Source organism: Cryptosporangium minutisporangium (assembly GCF_039536245.1).
Classification (GTDB): domain Bacteria; phylum Actinomycetota; class Actinomycetes; order Mycobacteriales; family Cryptosporangiaceae; genus Cryptosporangium; species Cryptosporangium minutisporangium.
In genome coordinates this window covers 1-17,796 of the sequence record NZ_BAAAYN010000010.1, presented here as the reverse complement: position 1 = coordinate 17,796, position 17,796 = coordinate 1, and the positions used below count along the sequence as shown (strand labels likewise).

Here is a 17,796-nt window from a genome sequence, read left to right as displayed (position 1 = left end):
CCGTAAATAATTAATTTCCATGATTGACAATCAACCTGGGTGGCGGCAGCCTGAACCGGTCATCGCAGGACGACCGCGTGACCCCCGCCATGCGGCCTCCAACGCCTGCCGACCGTCCGCGACGCACCACCGGTGCGGTGCCGGCCCTCGCCCTCCCCCAGGAGCAACCCTGATGAACCCGACTCGTAGGACGTCCGGAGCCAGGCTGCGACGGCTCCTTCCGGTGGTGACCTCCACGCTCGTCGCGAGCCTCGTGCTCGTCGGCTGCAACGGAGGTGGCTCGTCGGACGACAAGGCCGCCGACGGGAAGATCACGCTCACCGAAACCACGCCGGCCGCCGTCGGTGACGTCGACTCCGTGACGTGGGCGTTACCGTACGGCGAACCGCGATCGCTCGACCCCGCCAAGACCGGCGACTACTCGGCGAACTCGATCGTCACGAACCTCTGCGAGAGCCTGCTGCTCCTGCAGCCGGACTTCTCGACCGCGCCCGGACTGGCGACCGCCGTCACCCAGAAGGACCCGACGACCGTCGTGATCTCGCTGCGGGACGGCGTGACGTTCTGGGACGGCTCGGAGATGACGGCGGAGGACGTCGTCTACAGCCTGAAGCGGAACATGGACCCGAAGCTCGCGTCCTACGCCGCGCACGTCTTCTTCAACGTCGCCTCGATCGACAAAACGGGCCCGCTGGAGGTCACGGTCCGGTTCCGGGTGCCGGACGTCCAGTTCGTGAACAGCATGGCCGGCGTGCCGGGCATGATCGTCGACCAGGCCTTCGCGACCAAGGCCGGGCCGAAGTTCGGCACGCCGAGCACCGGCGTCCAGTGCACCGGACCGTTCACGGTCGGGAGCTGGAAGTCCGGGCAGAACATCACGCTGAAGCGCAACCCCACCTACTGGGACGCCGCCCGGAAGGCCAAGGCGGCCACGTTCGAGTTCGTGTTCCTCAGCGACGACAGCACGCTGACCAGCGCGCTGCTCTCCGGCGAGGTGGACGGCATCTACGGCGTGCCGCTGGGCGGCCTGGCCGCGCTGCGCCGGTCGGACGTCGGCACCGTCTACTTCGGTGAGAGCACCGAGACCTACAGCCTCGGCCCGGCGTCGGACTCCGGCCCGGCCGCCGACCCGCGGATCCGTCAGGCGCTGGACCTCGCGATCGACAAGAACAGCTTCGCGAGCAGCGTGCTGAAGGGCACCGGCCGGCCGCTCAAGACGTTCACCCCTCCCCTGGTCTGGTCGGGTAGCCCGGCCAAGGAGGTCTACGACGCCGGGTACGACGCGCTCCTGGACACCAGCAAGGCCGACCTGGAGGCGGCGAAGAAGCTCGTCGCCGAGGCCGCGCCCAGCCGGAAGTCGCTCACGCTCGCGGTGCCGGCCGGCAACCAGTCGCTACTGCAGACCGCGACGCTGGCGCAGGCCGCGGCGGAGAAGCTCGGCCTGACGCTGACGATCAAGCAACTCCAGCCCACCCAGTTCGGCACCCTGTTCTACGACCCGGCCGCCCGCGCCCAGTTCGACCTGGTCGCTACCACCGGCTACATCGAGGTGCCGGGAGCGCTGTACTACGCGCCGGGCTTCGTGCTCGAGGGTGGCCTGTTCAACTGGACGAACTACAGCGACCCGTCGGTCACCAAGAACATCCTGACCGCGACGTCGGCCACCGACCCGACCGCGTCGGCGAACGCGTTCGTCGCCGCTCAGAAGGTGTACGCGCCGGCCAAGCTGCAGATCACGCTCGCCGAGTCGTACAACCGGCTGTTCCTCAACAAGCGACTCACCGGCGCGCCGGCCTCGTTCTCGTACATCAGCTCGCCGTGGGCCGCGCAGGTCGGCAAGGCGAAGTCGTGAGAGCACTGCTGATCTTCGTCGGGCGCAAGCTCGCCGGGGTCCTGGCGACCGTCGCGGTCGCCAGCCTGGTGATCTACGGTGCGCTCTACGCCGCACCCGGTGACGCGGCCGTCCTGCTGGTCGGCGGTCATCAGCCGGACCCGGCGGCGCTGGCCCAGATCCGTGCGGAGTACCACCTCGACGACCCGTTCCTCGCCCAGTACTGGCACTGGGTCACCGGGGTCCTGTCCGGCAACCCGGGCGAGTCGATCGTGGTGGGCGAGCCGGTCACCGATCTGATCGGCGCGCGGCTGCTCAACACCGTGCTGCTGGTCGGGTACGCGTCGGTCCTCATCCTGGGGTTCGGCGTGACCGGCGGCATCGTCGCGGCGCTGGGCCGCCGGACGGTGGACGTCGCGATCACCGGGACGACGACGGTGCTGATCGCCGCGCCGGCGTTCGTCGCGGCGATCGTCCTCATCTGGGTGTTCGCCACGAAGCTGGCCTGGTTCCCGGTGTACGGATCCGGCACCGGCTTCGTCGACCGGATCTACCACCTGACCCTGCCGGCGTTCGCGCTGAGCCTGAGCTACCTCGCGTACGTCACCCGGATCACCCGCGCCGAGGTACGGACCGCGCTCGCCGCGGACCACGTCGAGGCCGCCGCCGCGCGGGGCCTGCGACGCCGGTCGGTGCTGCGACGGCACGTGCTGCGCAACGCCGCTCCCCCGGTGCTCGCGGTCTCCGGCATCACGGTGGCCGGCCTGTTCGCCGGCACCGCGGTGGCCGAGCAGGCGTTCGGTGTCCCGGGCCTGGGATCGCTGCTGGTCCAGAGCGCGGCCCGGCAGGACCTGGTCGTGGTCCAGGTGATCTCGCTGCTGCTGGTCGCCGGGTTCGTCGTCGTCAACATGCTGGTCGACGTCGTCAACGCGCTGCTCGACCCCCGCCTGCTGCGCGCCGGGGAGGCCTCGTGACCGCGCTGACGGTGGCCCGCCGGGGCTGGCTGAACCCCGTGCACCGGCTCGCGTCGGTCGGCTGGGCCACGGGGGTCGCCGGGACGATCTGCGTCGCGGTCGTGCTGATCGCGGTGCTCGCACCCTGGCTGGCTCCGCACGACCCGAACGCGGTCGACCCGCTCAACGCGCTGGCCCCGTTCTCCGCCGAGCATCCGCTCGGCACCGACGACCTGGGGCGTGACCTGCTCTCCCGACTGCTCGTCGGATCCCGGTCGAGCCTGGTCGGGCCGCTGATCGTCGTGGTGGCGTCCGGGGTGGCCGGTACCGCGATCGCGGTGTCGGCGGCCTGGTTCGGTGGCTGGTTCGACGCCGCCGTCTCCCGGGTGATCGACGTCCTGTTCGCGTTCCCCGGCCTGGTGCTGGCGATCACGGTCGTGGCGGTGTTCGGCACCGGGTTCGTCGCACCGGTGGTGGCGCTCTCGATCGCGTTCGTGCCGCTGGTGGCCCGGGTCATGCGGGCCGCGGCGATGCGGGAACGGTCGTTGCCGTACATCGAGGCGCTGCGGGTCCAGGGCTTCTCCGGCTGGCACATCTGTGTCCGGCACCTGATCCCCAACCTGGGACCGCTGCTCTTCGCCCAGGCGGCGATCGGTTTCGGTTACGCGATGCTCGACCTGGCGTCGGTCTCGTTCCTCGGTCTCGGTATGCAGCCACCCGCCGCCGACTGGGGTCTGATGATCGCGAACGGGCAGCCGTCGATCCTGGCCGGGTACCCGCAGCAGTCGATCCTGGCAGCGAGCGCGGTGGTGGTCACGGTGGTGGCGTTCACGGTGGTGGCCGAGCGGCTCGCCACCCGGTTCGGAGGCGGCCGATGAGCACGGATCTGCTGCGGATCGACGATCTGCGGATGGAGCTGCCCGGCCCGGAGGGCCATCGGGCACACGGCCCGGAGGGCCATCGGGCACACGGCCCGAAGGGGCACCGGTCGGTGCTCCGGGGCGTCTCGCTCCGGATGGCCCCGGGTGAGGCGCTGGGGCTGGTCGGCGAGTCCGGGTCCGGGAAGTCGCTGACGGCCCGGTCGGTGCTGCGCTTGCTGCCCCGGGGCGCCCGGACGAGCGGCACCGTCCACGTCCGCGACACCGACGTCGGCAGCCTGGACGCCGGTGGGCTGCGCCGGCTGCGCTCCCGGGAGGTCGCGATGGTCTTCCAGGACCCGCGCGCGACCGTCAACCCGGTCCGGACGATCGGCGACTTCCTCGGCGAGGTGCTCCGGGAGCAGGGCGTGAGCCGTGCGGACGCGGAGGCACGGGCGTCCCGGATCCTGACCGAGATCGGCGTCGACCGGGTTCCACAGCGGCTGCGCCAGCACCCGTACGAGCTCTCCGGCGGACTACTGCAGCGGGTGGTGATCGCGGCGGCGCTCGCCACCGAGCCCGCGTTGATCCTCGCCGACGAGCCGACGACCGCCCTGGACGTCACCACCCAGGAGGAGGTGGTCGCGATCCTCGACGAGCAACGCCGGCAACGATCGGTCGGGCTGCTGTTCATCTCGCACGACCTGGAGCTCGCGGCGGCGGTCTGCGACCGGATCGCGGTGATGTACGCCGGGACGATCGTCGAGGTGTTGCCGGCCGATCGTCTCCACGAAGAGGCCCGGCACCCGTACACCCAGGCGTTGCTGCGGGCCCGCCCCGGGTCGGTGGCGCCCGGTGCCCGGCTGGAGACCGTACCCGGACGGCCGCAGTCCGCCTTCGACGCGCCCGCCACCTGCGTGTTCGCCGACCGCTGCCCGGCGGTCGAGGACATCTGCCGCACCACCGCGCCGGAGTTCCGTGTGGTCGGGACCGGCGAGGTCGCCTGCCACCTGGTCGGAGCGGAGGCGCTCCATGGCTGACCCGATCCTCGACGTGCAAGGCCTGCGCAAGGTGTTCCGCAGCCGCTCCGGCCTGCGGCACGAGGAGTTCCTCGCGGTCGACGACGTGTCGTTCACCGTGCCGGCCGGTGGCTCGCTGGCGATCGTCGGTGAGTCCGGGTCCGGTAAGACGACGTGCGCGCGGATCGTCGCCGGGCTGGCGACCGCGACGTCCGGCACGGTCCGGCTGGACGGCCAGTCGGTCGCCGGTACCTCGCTGCGGGACCGGCGGCGGCGCGCGTCCTGCGTCCAAATGGTCTTTCAGGACCCGTACCAGTCGCTGGACCGCCGGCAGACGGTCGCGCAGTGCCTGGCCGAGGTCGTCGCGCACCACACCGACCTCGACCGCGCGGGCCGTAAGGCCCGGATCGACGAGCTGCTCGGCCTGGTGGGGCTCGATCCCACGCACGGCCGGTCGCTGCCGCGGGCGCTCTCCGGCGGACAGCGGCAGCGGGTGGCGATCGCCCGCGCGCTGGCCGCGAACCCGCGGCTGCTGGTGCTGGACGAGGCGGTGGCCGCGCTCGACGTCTCGATCCAGGCGCAGGTCCTCAACCTGCTCGCGGACGCCCGGGCGGCCACCGGCGTCGCGTACCTGTTCATCACCCACGACCTGTCGGTGGTCCGGCACGTCTGTGACGACGTCGTCGTGATGTCGCGCGGACGGGTGGTGGAGACCGGGCCGGTCGAGCGGGTGCTCGACGCTCCGGCGGACGCCTACACCCAGCGGCTGGTCGGATCGATCCCCCGGCCGGGGTGGGTACCGCAGCGCCGGGGAGGCGATCGTGCGAGCTGAACCCCTAGCCGGCGGCCGCTGCGGCGGCGGCCATCTTGGTCGCGAGCTGGTCGAGGAGCGCGTCGGCGGCGGTGCGCACCAGTCCGCCGCTGGCGACCGGCATCCCGAGGTCGCCGATCATCGAGTTGCCCAGCGCGAGGCACCACAGGCCGTAGGCGGTCGACCGCAGGGCAGCGGGGGTCGCGCTCGGGTACTCGGCGGCGAGCGCGTCACCGATCGTGTCCACCGCCCGCTGGTACTTGCCCTGGAGGATCGTGCGGACGCTCTCGTCGGTGAGGCCGGCGGTGACCAGCTCACGGATGATCGTGTCGTCGTCGCTGGTCGGCATGAGGCCCTGACCGAACAGGTAATCCATGGTGAACGGCAGTTTGTCGCGCGGCTCCGCCTCGGCGACCGCACGGATGAACTCGGCCTCGTAGCCGGTGTAGAGCCAGGTCGCGAACGATCGGAGCAGGTCGTCGCGGTTGCCGACGTAGTGGCGGACGTGGCTGCGGCTCAGCCCCGACTCCTCGGCCACCCGCTCGAGCGTGGTACCGGCGAGCCCGTGGGTACGCAGGCAGCGACCGGTCGCCTCCATGATCTGCTCGGTCCGCTCGGCAGCGCGACTCGGGCGCCCCATGTCGTCCGCTCCTCTCGACGTGTCTGGCGGTAGGTCCACGCTACTGGACCCGCAGGTTTGATTGTCACTCTGATAAACAATAACTCTCCGACAGATGAGGTGTCCCATGGTGCTGCCCGACCCGCAGCTGACCTTCGCCTTCGAGGCGCGCGTGGAGGTCGCGGAGTCGCTGCACGTCGGCCGTGGACCGGACGAGGTCCTGATGTTCACGCCGATCACCGGCGGCACGGTCGACGGCCCCCGGCTGCGCGGCACGGTGCTGCCCGGCGGTGGTGACTGGTCGACGACGCGCGGCGCGTGCGCGTCGCTCGACGCGCGGTACCTGCTGCGCGCGGACGACGGTGCGGTCATCGACATCGTCAACCTCGGTTTCTGGCGGGCGACGCCGGAGATCGACGCCCGGATCGAGGCCGGCGAGGACGTCCCGGAGACCGAGTACTACTACCGCACCAGCCCGGTCTTCCGCACCGATCACCCGGCGCACCGCTGGCTCGCCGAGTCGGTGTTCGTCGGGCTCGCCCGCGGCGAGACCAGCCCCGACGGACAGCACACGGTGTGCATCCGGTTCTTCGAGGTGCAGTGATGTCGCTCGAGATCCACCGCACGGGCCCCGGGCCGCTCTCCCCGAACGCCATCCAGTACATGGTGCGGATGCGGGACGGCGTCCACCTGGCCACCGACGTCTACCTGCCCGAAGGCGACGTGGGCCCCGGGCCGACGATCGTCACCCGGCTGCCGTACGACAAGACCGGCGAGTACACGTTCATGCCGCAGGTCGCGGCGTACTTCACCGCGCGTGGGTACCGGATGGTCGTCCAGGACGTCCGGGGCAAGTTCCGGTCCGAGGGCGAGACGCTGCTCTTCGTCAACGAGGCCTACGACGGGTACGACACGATCGACTGGGTCGTCCACCAGGACTGGTCGGACGGCATCGTCGGGATGTGGGGCGACTCCTACTACGGGTTCACCCAGTGGGCAGCGGTCTCCACGGCACATCCGGCGCTGCGCGCCATGGTCCCCCGGGTGACCGGGACGCGGCTCGGCGAGCTGCCGGTGCCCGCCCCCGGCGCGCGGACGCACGACGTCGAGATGTCCGTGCACCGGTTCTATCCGCTCTCGTACTTCCACGACCGGGACCTGCTGGAGTGGGAGCTGGACTGGTCCCGCCGTCCGCTCGCGGCCGCCGTCGAGGAGTTCTTCGCCGCGGTCGGCAGCCGGTCGGCCTCCTACGACCTGTGGTTCCCCCACCCGGTGTCACTGCGGCGCTTCCCGGCCGGCAGCCCGTTCGAGGCCCCGGCGGTGCCGGTGCTGATGACGATCGGCTGGTGGGACAATTGCGCTCCCTGGCAGTGGGCCGACCACCGTGAGCTGGCCCGGCGTCCGGGGTGGGCGCGGAACGAGTACCTGCTGCTCGAAGCGATCGACCACGAGAACACGTCGCACTTCGAGGTCGACGCCCCCCGGCCGGCGGTCGAATCCCTCGATCGGTACCTCGGCCCGGCGGTCGAGTTCTTCGACGTGTTCCTGCGCGGCTGCCCGGGCGAGATCCCGGCGGTGCGGTGGCAGCTGGCGAACTCCGGCGACGCCTCGCTCCGCGTGTCGGCGGCGTGGCCGCCACCGGAGGCGGTGGAGTTGACCTGGGTGGCGTCGGGTGCGGCCGCGGCGGCCGATGCCGCTCCCGGCGGGGCGCTGGTCGACGACGGCTCGGCCGTTCCCACCGAGGAGGCCACCTGGGTGCACGACGCCGCGGACCCGGTCCCGTCCCCGGTCGGGAACCCGTTCGCGTTCCTGGCCGAGAACCCCGACGAGCGGGACGCCGCCGACCGCGCCGACGTCCTGGTGTTCACTGGCGCCGCCCTTCCCGAACCGCTGGACCTGGCCGGGCCGATCGCGCTGAGCGCCACGGTCGGCTCCGACGGCGCGGAGATGGACCTGTTCGCCCGCCTGCTCGACGTCACCCCGGACGGCGCGGCGCGGCTGATCGCGCGGGGCCAGCAGACGATCCTGGCGCCGGGCAACGGCTTCGCGGTCGAGCTGGACCTCGGGCACACCGGCTACCGCGTCCCCGCCGGGCACGCGTTACGGCTCACGCTGGCCAGCAGCGACGCGCCGGAGTTCGTGCCCGCGCCCGGCACCGGCGAGCACCGCTGGCTCGCCGCCACCACCGTTCCCAACCGGCAGTGCGTACGGCTCGGCGGCCCGGACGGCGTCCGCCTGCGCTGCACGGTCCTGCCCCGAACCTAGGACTTCCCATGGAGATCACTCACCTGACCGCGACCCAGATCGCGGACGCCGTCCGCAGCGGGACGCTGACCGCCGGCGCGGTCGTGGACGCCCACCTGACGCGGATCGCGGAGGTGAACCCGGCCGTCAACGCGGTCACCGTCGTCCTCGCCGACCGTTCCCGGGCCGCCGCCGCCGAGCTGGACGCCCGGATCGCCCGCGGCGAGGACCCCGGCCCGCTCGCGGGTGTGCCGATCTCGGTCAAGGAGAACATCGACCTGACCTGGTCGGCGACCACGTCCGGCCTGCCGTTCTTCGCCGACCTCGTCCCGCGAGCGAACGCGACGTTCGTCCAGCGTGTGCTCGACGCCGGGGCGATCCCGGTGGCGCGCGGCAACATGCCGGACGTCGGGCTGCGCTGGGACACCGACAACGACCTGTTCGGACGGACCCGCAACCCGTGGGACGCCACGCGGGTGCCCGGCGGCTCGAGCGGCGGTGACGCGGTCGCGGTGGCCACCGGCATGGTCGCCGCCGGCCTCGGCAACGACTACGGCGGCTCACTGCGCCTGCCCGCGCACGCCGCCGGGATCGCGGCGCTGCGCCCGTCCGCCGGACGCGTCACCGCTCCCAGCCGGGAAGACGGGGCTCCGGTGCCGCTGTCGCTGCAGGCGTTCGCGGTGAACGGCCCGCTCGCGCGCTCGGTCGACGACCTCGACGCGCTGTTCACCGTGCTGCACGGCGCCGACGACCGCGATCCGCTGAGCGTCACCGTGCCGCACCCTTCGTCGTACGACGGGCCGCGGCGGGCCGCGGTCACCGTCGACCCTGCCGGGTGGGGCGTGGAACCCCAGGTCGTGGACGCCGTCCGCCGGGCCGCCGACGCGCTGGTCGCCGCCGGTTGGGAGATCGACGAGGTCGAGCCACCGCAGGTCGACCGGGCCGCGACGCTCTGGCGTCAGCTCTCGGCCACCGAGATGGCGCCCATGCTGCTGACGCCCGGAGTGTTCCCCGGGCGGCTGTCGGACGGCACCGTGCGGTACTTCCGGGACAACGTCGCCGGGGTCGAGCTGCTGGACAGCTCGGCGGCGTACCAGGCGGCGTGGGCGGAGCGGTTCGCGATCGCGTCGGCGTGGCGGGCGTTCCAGAGCCGGTACCCGGTGGTGCTCGGTCCGGTGATCACCGAGCGGATGCCGCTGGTGGGGTACGACCTGAGCGGCCCGGAGGCGACCACCGCACAGTGGCGGTCGCACCGGCTGCTGGTGACCGCGAACTTCCTCGGGCTACCCGCGGTGGCGGTGCCGACCGGGGTCACGGACGGCGCGCCGCAGGGCGTCCAGGTGATCGCGGCGCTGCACTGCGACCACGTGGCGCTCGCCGCGGCGCGCGCCATCGAGGGGGCGTGCGCCCCGCTCACTCCGGTCGACCCGCGCTGACACGTAGGCCGTGTTTCAAAGGCTCAGGCGGGTTGCTGGCCTTTGAGACACGGCCTCAGTGTGGTGTGGGCATCCGCCCACACCACACTTACGTGTCCCGATCACGATTCCCGCAGCGCCGCCACGAGCGTCTCGATCGCCGCGTCGTCGGTCGCGTAGTCGGAGACGCTGATCCGGATCGCCACCCGGCCCTGCCACGACGTCGTGCCCAGCCAGGTGGCGCCGTCGCGCTGGATCGCCGCGGCCGCGCGTCGGGTGCGCTCGTCGTCGCCCAGCCGGATCAGCACCTGGTTGAGCGTCACCTCGTTCAGGACCTCGACGTCGTCGTCGGCGGCGAGCGTCTCGGCGATTTGGCGCGCTTGCGCGCAGGACCGTTCGACGAGCTGGGCGACGCCCAGGCGCCCGAGGCTTCGGAGTGCGGCGTACACCGCGAAAGCGCGCGCCCGCCGGGAACTCTCCGGCGTCCAATCCGAGCCGTGCCGCTCACCGTCGCGCACCAGGTAGTCCGCGGCGAGCCGCATCGCCGTACGGTGCGCGTCCGGGCGGGCGCAGAGCACGACCCCGCAGTCGTAGGGAACGTTCAGCCACTTGTGGCCGTCGATCGCGAGCGAGTCGGCGCGCTCCAGGCCGTCGGTCAGATGCTTCAGCTCGGGAGACGCGGCGGCCCACGCGCCGAACGCGCCGTCGACGTGTACCCAGGCGCCGTGGGCGTGCGCCCGGTCGCAGATCTCGCCCAGCGGATCCACCGCGCCGGTGTTCACGTTGCCCGCCTGCGCGCAGACGATCGTCGGGCCGCCGGTCAGGTGCGTCGCGAGCGCGTCGGCGCGCATCCGGCCCTGGTCGTCGACGTCCACCACCGCCAGCTGGTCCGAGCCGATCCCGAGGAACCGCAGCGCCCGATCGATCGTCGCGTGCCGCTCGCGCCCGACCACGACCGTCACCGGTGGCGCGCCGAACAGCCCGCGCCGTTCGAGGTCCCAGCCGGCCTCGGTGAGGACGTGGTGGCGCGCGGCCGCGAGGCCGGTGAAGTTGGCCAGCTGCGCGCCGGTGGTGAACCCGGCGGACCAGGTTCCGGGCACGCCCAGCAGGTCGCAGAGCCAGCGCCGGCAGATCTCCTCCACTGCGGCGGCGGCCGGGGACAGCGCGTAGAAGCCGGGGTTCTGGTCCCACGTGGACGCGAGCCAGTCGGCGGCGCGGGCGGCCGGCAGTACTCCGCCCTCGACGAAGCCGAAGAACCGGCCGCCGGTGGTGAGCACCAACCCCGGGTCGGCGTCGCGCGCGAGGTCCTGCACGACCCGGAGCGGGTCGACGCCCTCGTCCGGGAGGTCCGTCCCGATCGCCGCGACCATCTCCTCCAGCGACACCGGCCGAGCCACCGGACGCGTGCCCGCACTGTTCAGATACTCCGCCGCGAGCGCTGCCGTGGCGTCCAGCAATTCGTCCATCGCCCCAGTCTTGCGGCCTCCCGCCCTCCGGACTAACGTACAACCATATGGTTGTAGGTCAGAGGGACGCGGACCGGGTCTTCGCCGCGCTGGCCGACGCGACCCGACGCGACATCGTCGCCCGCGTTCTGCGGCAGGAGGCGTCGGTCTCGACGCTCGCCCGGCAGTACGACATGAGCTTCGCCGCGGTGCAGAAGCACGTCGCGGTCCTGGAGCGGGCCGGGCTGGTCACCAAGGAACGCCGCGGAAGGGAACAACTGGTGCGCGGCGACATCGACACGATCCGACGCGTCCGGGAGCTGCTCCGGCAGTACGAGGACGTGTGGCGCGGCCGGATCGACCGTATGCACGATCTTTTGACACAGTCCGGGGAGGACACGCGATGACCGTCATCAGCACCACGCCCGACGCCCAGGCCCGCACGCTGACCGTGCTCGCCGAGTTCCCGGCCCAGCCGAAGGCGGTGTGGCAGCTCTGGGCCGACCCCCGCCTGCTGGAGCGCTGGTGGGGCCCACCGACCTGGCCGGCGACGTTCCGCGAGCACGACTTCACGGTCGGCGGCGAGGCGAAGTACCACATGACCGGTCCGGCGGGCGAGCGCTCGAACGGCTGGTGGCGCTTCCTGACGCTGGACGAGCCGCACGCGCTGGAGTTCGAGGACGGTTTCGCCGACGAACAGGGCAACCCGAACCCGGCGATGCCGACGGCGACCGCCCGCGTGGACATCGCGGAGATCCCGTCCGGCACGCGGATGACGATCACGATGCGATTCGGCTCGGCGGAGGACCTGGAGAAGATGGTCGAGATGGGGATGGCGGAGGGGATGGCCCTGGCCGTCGGGCAGATCGACGAGATCCTCGCTGCCGCCTGAGCACACCGCGTTTCGGGCTTCCCGAACTCGCCTCACCACATCCTGGAGGGTGACGAATGCTCCGGACAGTCGAGACCGGCGGCCTCACGTTCGGCGTCGAGCACTTCGGCGACGCGACGGCACCGCTCGTACTGCTCGCCGGCGGCACGACCATGCTGTCCTGGCCCGATGCGCTCTGCGAGGCACTCGCGCGCGGTGGGCGCCACGTCGTGCGGTACGACCTGCGCGATTCCGGCACCTCGACCACCGTCGATCCCGACGCTCCGGCGTACACGCTGCGCGATCTCGCAGCCGACGCCGCGGCGCTCGCCCGCGAGCTCGACGACCGCCCGGCGCACCTGGCGGGAATCGGCGTCGGGGGGATGGTGGCCCAGATCGCCGCGCTCGACCACCCGGACGCGTTCTCGGCGCTCACTCTCGCCGGTACCCGGTCCGTCGCTCCGGGGCCGGTCGACGAGGACCTGCCCGACCACGACGGGGCGATGATGGGGCAGCTGTTCTCCCGCGCGATGCCCGACTGGTCCGACCGCTCCGCCGTGGCGGAGTTCGCCGCTGAACGCGCGGAGATCCTCGGCGACGACCCCGAGGCCGCGCGCGGAACCGCCGAGCGCATCTGGGACCGCACGCCGAGCACGCAACCCGCGGCGCAGATGGCCAACCAGCTGGGCATGGTCTTCGCCAAGCTCGACTGCACGCCGCGCTGGCGCGAGCGCCTGCCCGAGCTCGCGCTCCCGACGCTGGTGGTGCACGGCCGCCGTAATCGGTTCTTCCCGGTCGGCAACGCGGAAGCCCTCGCGCGGGAGATCCCCGGCGCGCGGCTGCTGGTGCTCGACCGAGCATCCACGGCGATCCCCGCCGCGGATGCCGATGAGGTCGCGGCGGCGATGCTCGCGCTCTGAGGTCAGACGCGCGGCGGAGCGGTGCTGTCCCGCACGACCAGCTCGGTGGGCAGCAGGACGTGCGGAACCGACGCGAGGGGCACCGAGGATTCGGACGCGGCTCGTCCGAGCGCCGCGGTCAGCAGCTCCGCCGCGACCTTCCCCTTGTCCGGCACGTTCTGCCGGACGGTGGTGAGCGTGGGGCGGAACGTCCCGGCCAGCGGGTGGTCGTCGAACCCGACGACCGACAGATCCTGCGGGACGCGGAGCCCGAGGTCGTTCGCGGTCCGGATGATGCCGAACGCGATGACGTCGGAGAAGCAGAGCACGGCGGTCGGCGGATCGTCCCGGTCGAGCAGCAACCGGCCCGCGGTTCGCGCGTGCTCGATCGTGTCGTCGAGTTGGCGAGCCACCAACGGCTCGACGCCCGCCGCGTCGAACGCCTCCATCCACCCGGCCAGGCGCTCCCGGGACGCGTACCCGGAGACCTTCGGGCTCGCGACCTCCTCCACGTCTTCGATCATCCCCTGCGGGCCACGCACGCCGGCCAGGGCGAGGCCGATCCGACGGTGTCCCAGGTCGATCAGGTGCTGCGCGGCGGCCCGGGCGCCGTTCCGGTCCGCGACGTTGACGCTCGGGACGTCGTCGAGCGGGTCCTGGTCGATGAAGACCATCGGCAGCCGGCGTCGCTGCAGCCAGTCGACCGCGGACGTGCCGGGATCGCAGGAGTACACCAGCACCCCGTCCATCGCGACGTCGCGCGCCTGGACGATGTCTCCGGTGTCGAACGCGCTCAGCAGCGTCAGCGCCAGCCCGGTCGGCTTGAGCTCTTCGGCGATCGCGCCGAGGAGCTGGGTCGAGACCTGGTCGGTGAACGCGAAGCCGAGCGACTCGGTGAGCAGGAACCCGACGGCGCCGGTCGTTCCCTTGGCGAGCGCCCGGGCCGACGGGTCGGGGCCGACGTACCCCAGTTCCTGGGCTGCGGCGAGGATGCGCTCGCGCAGCGTCGGGGAGAGCTGGTTCGGGCGGGAGAACGCGTTGGAGACGGTCATCCGGCTCACCCCGACCCGGTCAGCGATCGTCTGCAAGGTCACCCGCGCCATGCCTGCCACCGCCTTCCGCCGCTCCACCGTATCCGGCGGCAGCGGAGTGCGGGGGTGCCGGGGCCCGGCCGGGTGGGGAACCACGAACCCGCCGTCAGGGACCGCCGTGACGGCGGGTTCGCGGTTGTCCAGGGAGCGCGCCATCGGCCCGAGGGTCAGGCCGTCGCGCAGCCGCTGACCTCGGCGGCCCGGCTGGCCCGCCGCGGCGCGCGGCCGGAGGCGGAACGGCGGCGGGCGACGCCGGCCAGCGCCCGCCCCGCACGGGCGAACAGGGTCGGCCGGGCGGCGACCGGTCCGTCGAGACGCGCCTCGGACATCCGGTGCGCGTCGGCACTGCGGGCGATCAGGAAAGCAGCGGGAATCTCCATCACGAACATCTCCTCATGCGACTCTATACCGGTAAAGCAACCGTCCTTTACCGGTATAGCACATGTCCTCTATACCGGTAAAGCCTCCTACGAAAATCCGGCGTTCTTCCGGCTGATCCGGCGCCGCCGCCCCCAGCCGTACGATCACGCCCGTGAAACGCCTGCTCAGGTCGCTGTGGGACGAGCCTCCTCCCGCCAGCAGTCCCGTCCCGATCCGGTGGGACGCCGTGCTGCTGGCCGTCCTCGCGGCCGCGGTCCTGCTCGAAGGGCTGCTCCGCCCGGAGCTCCCGTGGCGGGCGGCGACGGTCGTCGTCGGACTCGCTGTCCTCCCGACGCTGCTCTGGCGACGTACCCGCCCTTTGCTCGCCGTCGTGGTCGCGTTCGGCGTCACCGGGCTCGCGTCCCCGGTGATCGGCGCCGAGCCGCGGTTGGCGTCGATGGTCTACCTGCTCCTGCTGCCGTACGGGCTGTTCCGCTGGGGCTCGGGCCGGGCGATCGTCGTCGGCACCGGCGTCCTGGTCGCCAAGGTCGGCAGCGGGCTGCTCCTCGATCTGAGCCCGGGCGACGCCGCCGGTGGTCTCGCCGTTCTCGTCGCGACCGCCGCGACCGGAGCGGCGGTCCGGTACCGGGCGAACGCGCGCGCCCGCGAGCTCGCGCAGGTGACGCTCGTCGAGCGGGAACGCCTCGCCCGCGACCTGCACGACACCGTGGCCCACCACGTCTCGGCGATGGTGATCCGCGCGCAGGCCGGGATAGCGGTCGCCGCGACCGCACCGGACGCCGCCGTCGACGCGCTGCGGGTGATCGAGGCCGAGGCGTCCCGGACGCTCGCCGAGATGCGCTCGATCGTCCGCGTGCTGCGCTCGGACGACGCGGCCGAGCGGATGCCCGCGCCGCGCGCCGCCGACCTCGCCCGGCTCGCCGCGGATCCCGCGAGTGGCCCGCCCGTCGACGTCCGGTTCGTCGGGAACCTGGACGAGCTGCCGCCGCCGATCGACAGCGCGATCTACCGCCTGGGGCAGGAGTCGATCACCAACGCGCGGCGACACGCGCGGCACGCGACGCGGATCGAGGTGCGGGTGGTCGCGGACGCCGACACGGTGAGCCTCCGGGTGAGCGACGACGGTGATCCCGGATCGTCCCGCGCGCCCGGCTACGGGATCCTCGGCATGATCGAGCGCGCCGACCTGCTCGGCGGGCGCTGCGCGGCCGGACCCGCCCCCGGCCGCGGCTGGACCGTGGACGTCGTGCTCCCGCGGACAGCGGCGTGACGGTCCGGGTCGTCCTCGCCGACGACCAGGAGATCGTCCGGACCGGGCTGCGGATGATCCTCGACGCGCAGCCGGACATCGAGGTGATCGGCGAGGCCGCGGACGGGCGGCGCGCCATCGAGCTGGCCCGGCGCCTCCGCCCGGACGTCTGCCTGTTCGACGTGCGGATGCCGGACGTCGACGGGATCGAGGCCACCCGGGCGCTCGCCGGCCCCGGTGTCGCCGATCCGCTGGCGGTCGTCGTCATCACGACGTTCGATCTGGACGAGTACGTCTACGCAGCCCTCCGCGCCGGTGCCAGGGGTTTCCTGCTCAAGGACGCCGGGCCCGCGCTGCTCGCCCAGGCCGTGCACGCTGCAGCGAGCGGGGACGCGTTGATCGCGCCGAACGTCACCACGCGGCTGCTCCGGGCTTTCGCCGACGCGGAGCCCGCGGCGGCGCCCCGGCAACCGATCGAGCCGCTGACCGGGCGGGAGGAGCAGGTGCTCGTGGCGGTGGCACGGGGGCGGACGAACGACGAGATCGGCGCGGACCTCCACATCACGCTCAGCACCGTGAAGACCCACATCGCGAGCTTGATGGCGAAGCTCGGCGCCCGGAACCGGGTGGAGGTAGCGATGTGGGCCTACGCCACCCGCCGAGTAACCCCCAGCTAGCTGGCTGCCCCTCCCGGGCGCGCCGCGACGTAGATGTCGCGCTCTCCGGGCGCGGTGCAAGGTCGTTGTCGCCCTTCCCGGGCGGAACGCGACGTGGTTGTCGCGCTTTCGGGTGCCTGCGAGGTGGTTGTCGCACTTTCCGGGCGCGCTGCGACGTGGTTGTCGCGCTTTCCGGGGGCGGCGCGACGTGGTTGTCACCCTTTCCGGGGGCGGTGCGACGTGGTTGTCGCCCTTTCCGGGGGCGGCGCGACGTGGTTGTCGCCCTTTCCGGGGGCGGCGCGACGTGGTTGTCGCCCTTTCCGGGGGCGGCGCGACGTGGTTGTCGCCCTTTCCGGGGGCGGCGCGACGTGGTTGTCGCCCTTTCCGGGGGCGGCGCGACGTGGTTGTCGCCCTTTCCGGGGGCGGCGCGACGTGGTTGTCGCCCTTTCCGGGGGCGGCGCGACGTGGTTGTCGCCCTTTCCGGGGGCGGCGCGACGTGGTTGTCGCCCTTTCCGGGGGCGGCGCGACGTGGTTGTCGCCCTTTCCGGGGGCGGCGCGACGTGGTTGTCGCCCTTTCCGGGGGCGGCGCGACGTGGTTGTCGCCCTTTCCGGGGGCGGCGCGACGTGGTTGTCGCCCTTTCCGGGGGCGGCGCGACGTGGTTGTCGCCCTTTCCGGGGGCGGCGCGACGTGGTTGTCGCCCTTTCCGGGGGCGGCGCGACGTGGTTGTCGCCCTTTCCGGGGGCGGCGCGACGTGGTTGTCGCCCTTTCCGGGGGCGGCGCGACGTGGTTGTCGCCCTTTCCGGGGGCGGCGCGACGTGGTTGTCACCCTTTCCGGGGGCGGCGCGAGGTGAATGTCGCCCTTCCCGGGCGGGACGCGACCTGGTTGTCGCGCTTTCCGGGTGCCCGCGAGGTGGTTGTCGCCCTTCCCGGGCGCGCTGCGACCTGGTTGTCGCCTTTCCGGGGGCTGCGCGAAGTGGATGTTGCGCTTTCCGTGCCATGGTGCGGAATCCGCGACACCCATCGGCGACCGCACCCGGAAGGCGCGACAGCCATCGCGCCCCAGGGCTGCCAGCGACGCGGGCGCGACCGGCCGCGACACGCGCCGCCCGCCGCCCGCCGCGCTCGCCGCCGTTTCCGCGCGCTGCCGCGAACCGGGCGCCCGCCGGGCGGATTTTCGGGAAGGCCACCTCTCGGGCGCCTGCGAGNCGCCGCCCGCCGCGCTCGCCGCCGTTTCCGCGCGCTGCCGCGAACCGGGCGCCCGCCGGGCGGATTTTCGGGAAGGCCACCTCTCGGGCGCCTGCGAGAGGTGCTCTTTCGGGAAAACCACCTCACGGGCGCCCAGGAGAGGTGGCTTTTCGGGAAATGCGGTGCCCGCGGTAGCGCCACCTGCCGCGCACCGCCTCACCGCCCCTGCCGCGCACCGCCACCTGCCGCGCACCGCGTCGCCGCCGCGC

Annotated in this window: 17 protein-coding genes; 13 read left to right on the top strand and 4 right to left on the bottom strand. The window is 72.7% G+C overall.

The window, feature by feature from the left end; genetic code table 11:
• Positions 1–172 precede the first annotated feature (172 nt).
• The 5 genes from ABEB28_RS08145 to ABEB28_RS08125 are packed head-to-tail and all read left to right on the top strand — an operon-like array spanning position 173 to position 5,492.
• The gene (locus ABEB28_RS08145) at positions 173–1,852 is read left to right on the top strand and encodes an ABC transporter substrate-binding protein (RefSeq protein ID WP_345727365.1); all 1,680 of its coding nucleotides are present in this window, start codon (positions 173–175) and stop codon (positions 1,850–1,852) included.
• On the top strand, positions 1,849–2,805 hold the full coding sequence (locus ABEB28_RS08140) for an ABC transporter permease (RefSeq protein WP_345727364.1): 957 nt from the start codon (positions 1,849–1,851) through the stop codon (positions 2,803–2,805). Before ABEB28_RS08145 ends, ABEB28_RS08140 begins: the two co-directional genes overlap by 4 nt.
• Positions 2,802–3,662, top strand: a complete 861-nt coding sequence (locus ABEB28_RS08135) for an ABC transporter permease (RefSeq protein WP_345727363.1) — start codon at positions 2,802–2,804, stop codon at positions 3,660–3,662. The genes ABEB28_RS08140 and ABEB28_RS08135 overlap by 4 nt, the downstream gene beginning before the upstream one ends.
• The gene (locus ABEB28_RS08130) at positions 3,659–4,681 is read left to right on the top strand and encodes an ABC transporter ATP-binding protein (protein WP_345727362.1); all 1,023 of its coding nucleotides are present in this window, start codon (positions 3,659–3,661) and stop codon (positions 4,679–4,681) included. Before ABEB28_RS08135 ends, ABEB28_RS08130 begins: the two co-directional genes overlap by 4 nt.
• Positions 4,674–5,492: an ATP-binding cassette domain-containing protein gene (locus ABEB28_RS08125; RefSeq protein ID WP_345727361.1), complete on the top strand. Its 819-nt coding sequence runs from the start codon at positions 4,674–4,676 to the stop codon at positions 5,490–5,492. The genes ABEB28_RS08130 and ABEB28_RS08125 overlap by 8 nt, the downstream gene beginning before the upstream one ends.
• A 4-nt stretch (positions 5,493–5,496) precedes the next feature.
• Here the strand turns inward: ABEB28_RS08125 and ABEB28_RS08120 are convergent, their stop codons facing one another.
• Positions 5,497–6,111, bottom strand: coding sequence for a TetR/AcrR family transcriptional regulator (locus ABEB28_RS08120; RefSeq protein ID WP_345727360.1), 615 nt, complete (start codon positions 6,109–6,111; stop codon positions 5,497–5,499).
• Between the two features lie 106 nt (positions 6,112–6,217).
• Here ABEB28_RS08120 and ABEB28_RS08115 point away from each other — a divergent pair, with 106 nt between their 5' ends.
• From ABEB28_RS08115 to ABEB28_RS08105, 3 genes are read left to right on the top strand one after another with little or no spacing between them, the layout of a single operon-like run.
• Entirely contained in the window at positions 6,218–6,694 is a 477-nt protein-coding gene (locus ABEB28_RS08115; protein ID WP_345727359.1) for a DUF3237 domain-containing protein, read from the top strand.
• Positions 6,694–8,355 (top strand): CocE/NonD family hydrolase, encoded by a 1,662-nt coding sequence (locus ABEB28_RS08110; protein WP_345727358.1) that lies wholly within the window; start codon positions 6,694–6,696, stop codon positions 8,353–8,355. Before ABEB28_RS08115 ends, ABEB28_RS08110 begins: the two co-directional genes overlap by 1 nt.
• Before the next feature lie 8 nt (positions 8,356–8,363).
• Positions 8,364–9,770 carry an amidase family protein gene (locus ABEB28_RS08105; RefSeq protein WP_345727357.1) on the top strand — a complete coding sequence of 469 codons (1,407 nt, stop codon included), beginning with the start codon at positions 8,364–8,366 and terminating at the stop codon, positions 9,768–9,770.
• Between the two features lie 101 nt (positions 9,771–9,871).
• Here the strand turns inward: ABEB28_RS08105 and ABEB28_RS08100 are convergent, their stop codons facing one another.
• Positions 9,872–11,215, bottom strand: coding sequence for a pyridoxal phosphate-dependent decarboxylase family protein (locus ABEB28_RS08100; RefSeq protein ID WP_345727356.1), 1,344 nt, complete (start codon positions 11,213–11,215; stop codon positions 9,872–9,874).
• 47 nt (positions 11,216–11,262) lie between these two features.
• Between ABEB28_RS08100 and ABEB28_RS08095 the strand changes: the two genes are divergently transcribed.
• The 3 genes from ABEB28_RS08095 to ABEB28_RS08085 are packed head-to-tail and all read left to right on the top strand — an operon-like array spanning position 11,263 to position 12,985.
• Positions 11,263–11,601 carry an ArsR/SmtB family transcription factor gene (locus ABEB28_RS08095; protein ID WP_345727355.1) on the top strand — a complete coding sequence of 113 codons (339 nt, stop codon included), beginning with the start codon at positions 11,263–11,265 and terminating at the stop codon, positions 11,599–11,601.
• Entirely contained in the window at positions 11,598–12,086 is a 489-nt protein-coding gene (locus ABEB28_RS08090) for an SRPBCC family protein (RefSeq protein WP_345727354.1), read from the top strand. The genes ABEB28_RS08095 and ABEB28_RS08090 overlap by 4 nt, the downstream gene beginning before the upstream one ends.
• 56 nt (positions 12,087–12,142) lie before the next feature.
• The gene (locus tag ABEB28_RS08085) at positions 12,143–12,985 is read left to right on the top strand and encodes an alpha/beta fold hydrolase (RefSeq protein WP_345727353.1); all 843 of its coding nucleotides are present in this window, start codon (positions 12,143–12,145) and stop codon (positions 12,983–12,985) included.
• Positions 12,986–12,987: 2 nt separating this feature from the next.
• Here ABEB28_RS08085 and ABEB28_RS08080 read toward each other — a convergent pair whose 3' ends face one another.
• Positions 12,988–14,211 (bottom strand): LacI family DNA-binding transcriptional regulator, encoded by a 1,224-nt coding sequence (locus tag ABEB28_RS08080; protein ID WP_345727352.1) that lies wholly within the window; start codon positions 14,209–14,211, stop codon positions 12,988–12,990.
• A gap of 11 nt (positions 14,212–14,222) precedes the next feature.
• The gene (locus ABEB28_RS08075) at positions 14,223–14,438 is read right to left on the bottom strand and encodes a hypothetical protein (RefSeq protein ID WP_345727351.1); all 216 of its coding nucleotides are present in this window, start codon (positions 14,436–14,438) and stop codon (positions 14,223–14,225) included.
• Positions 14,439–14,587: 149 nt separating this feature from the next.
• On the opposite strand from ABEB28_RS08075, the gene ABEB28_RS08070 reads away from it, so the two are divergent.
• Positions 14,588–15,706, top strand: a complete 1,119-nt coding sequence (locus tag ABEB28_RS08070) for a sensor histidine kinase (protein ID WP_345727350.1) — start codon at positions 14,588–14,590, stop codon at positions 15,704–15,706.
• Positions 15,703–16,362 (top strand): response regulator, encoded by a 660-nt coding sequence (locus ABEB28_RS08065; protein WP_345727349.1) that lies wholly within the window; start codon positions 15,703–15,705, stop codon positions 16,360–16,362. Before ABEB28_RS08070 ends, ABEB28_RS08065 begins: the two co-directional genes overlap by 4 nt.
• Positions 16,363–17,796: the final 1,434 nt, after the last annotated feature.

Coding starts and splice junctions, on each gene's coding strand:
- ABEB28_RS08095 (WP_345727355.1), top strand. CDS start 11,263: ATGGTTGTAGGTCAGAGGGACGCGGACCGGGTCTTCGCCGCGCTGGCC.
- ABEB28_RS08125 (WP_345727361.1), top strand. CDS start 4,674: ATGGCTGACCCGATCCTCGACGTGCAAGGCCTGCGCAAGGTGTTCCGC.
- ABEB28_RS08145 (WP_345727365.1), top strand. CDS start 173: ATGAACCCGACTCGTAGGACGTCCGGAGCCAGGCTGCGACGGCTCCTT.
- ABEB28_RS08080 (WP_345727352.1), bottom strand. CDS start 14,211: ATGGCGCGCTCCCTGGACAACCGCGAACCCGCCGTCACGGCGGTCCCT.
- ABEB28_RS08100 (WP_345727356.1), bottom strand. CDS start 11,215: ATGGACGAATTGCTGGACGCCACGGCAGCGCTCGCGGCGGAGTATCTG.
- ABEB28_RS08105 (WP_345727357.1), top strand. CDS start 8,364: ATGGAGATCACTCACCTGACCGCGACCCAGATCGCGGACGCCGTCCGC.
- ABEB28_RS08085 (WP_345727353.1), top strand. CDS start 12,143: ATGCTCCGGACAGTCGAGACCGGCGGCCTCACGTTCGGCGTCGAGCAC.
- ABEB28_RS08115 (WP_345727359.1), top strand. CDS start 6,218: ATGGTGCTGCCCGACCCGCAGCTGACCTTCGCCTTCGAGGCGCGCGTG.
- ABEB28_RS08110 (WP_345727358.1), top strand. CDS start 6,694: ATGTCGCTCGAGATCCACCGCACGGGCCCCGGGCCGCTCTCCCCGAAC.
- ABEB28_RS08090 (WP_345727354.1), top strand. CDS start 11,598: ATGACCGTCATCAGCACCACGCCCGACGCCCAGGCCCGCACGCTGACC.
- ABEB28_RS08120 (WP_345727360.1), bottom strand. CDS start 6,111: ATGGGGCGCCCGAGTCGCGCTGCCGAGCGGACCGAGCAGATCATGGAG.
- ABEB28_RS08130 (WP_345727362.1), top strand. CDS start 3,659: ATGAGCACGGATCTGCTGCGGATCGACGATCTGCGGATGGAGCTGCCC.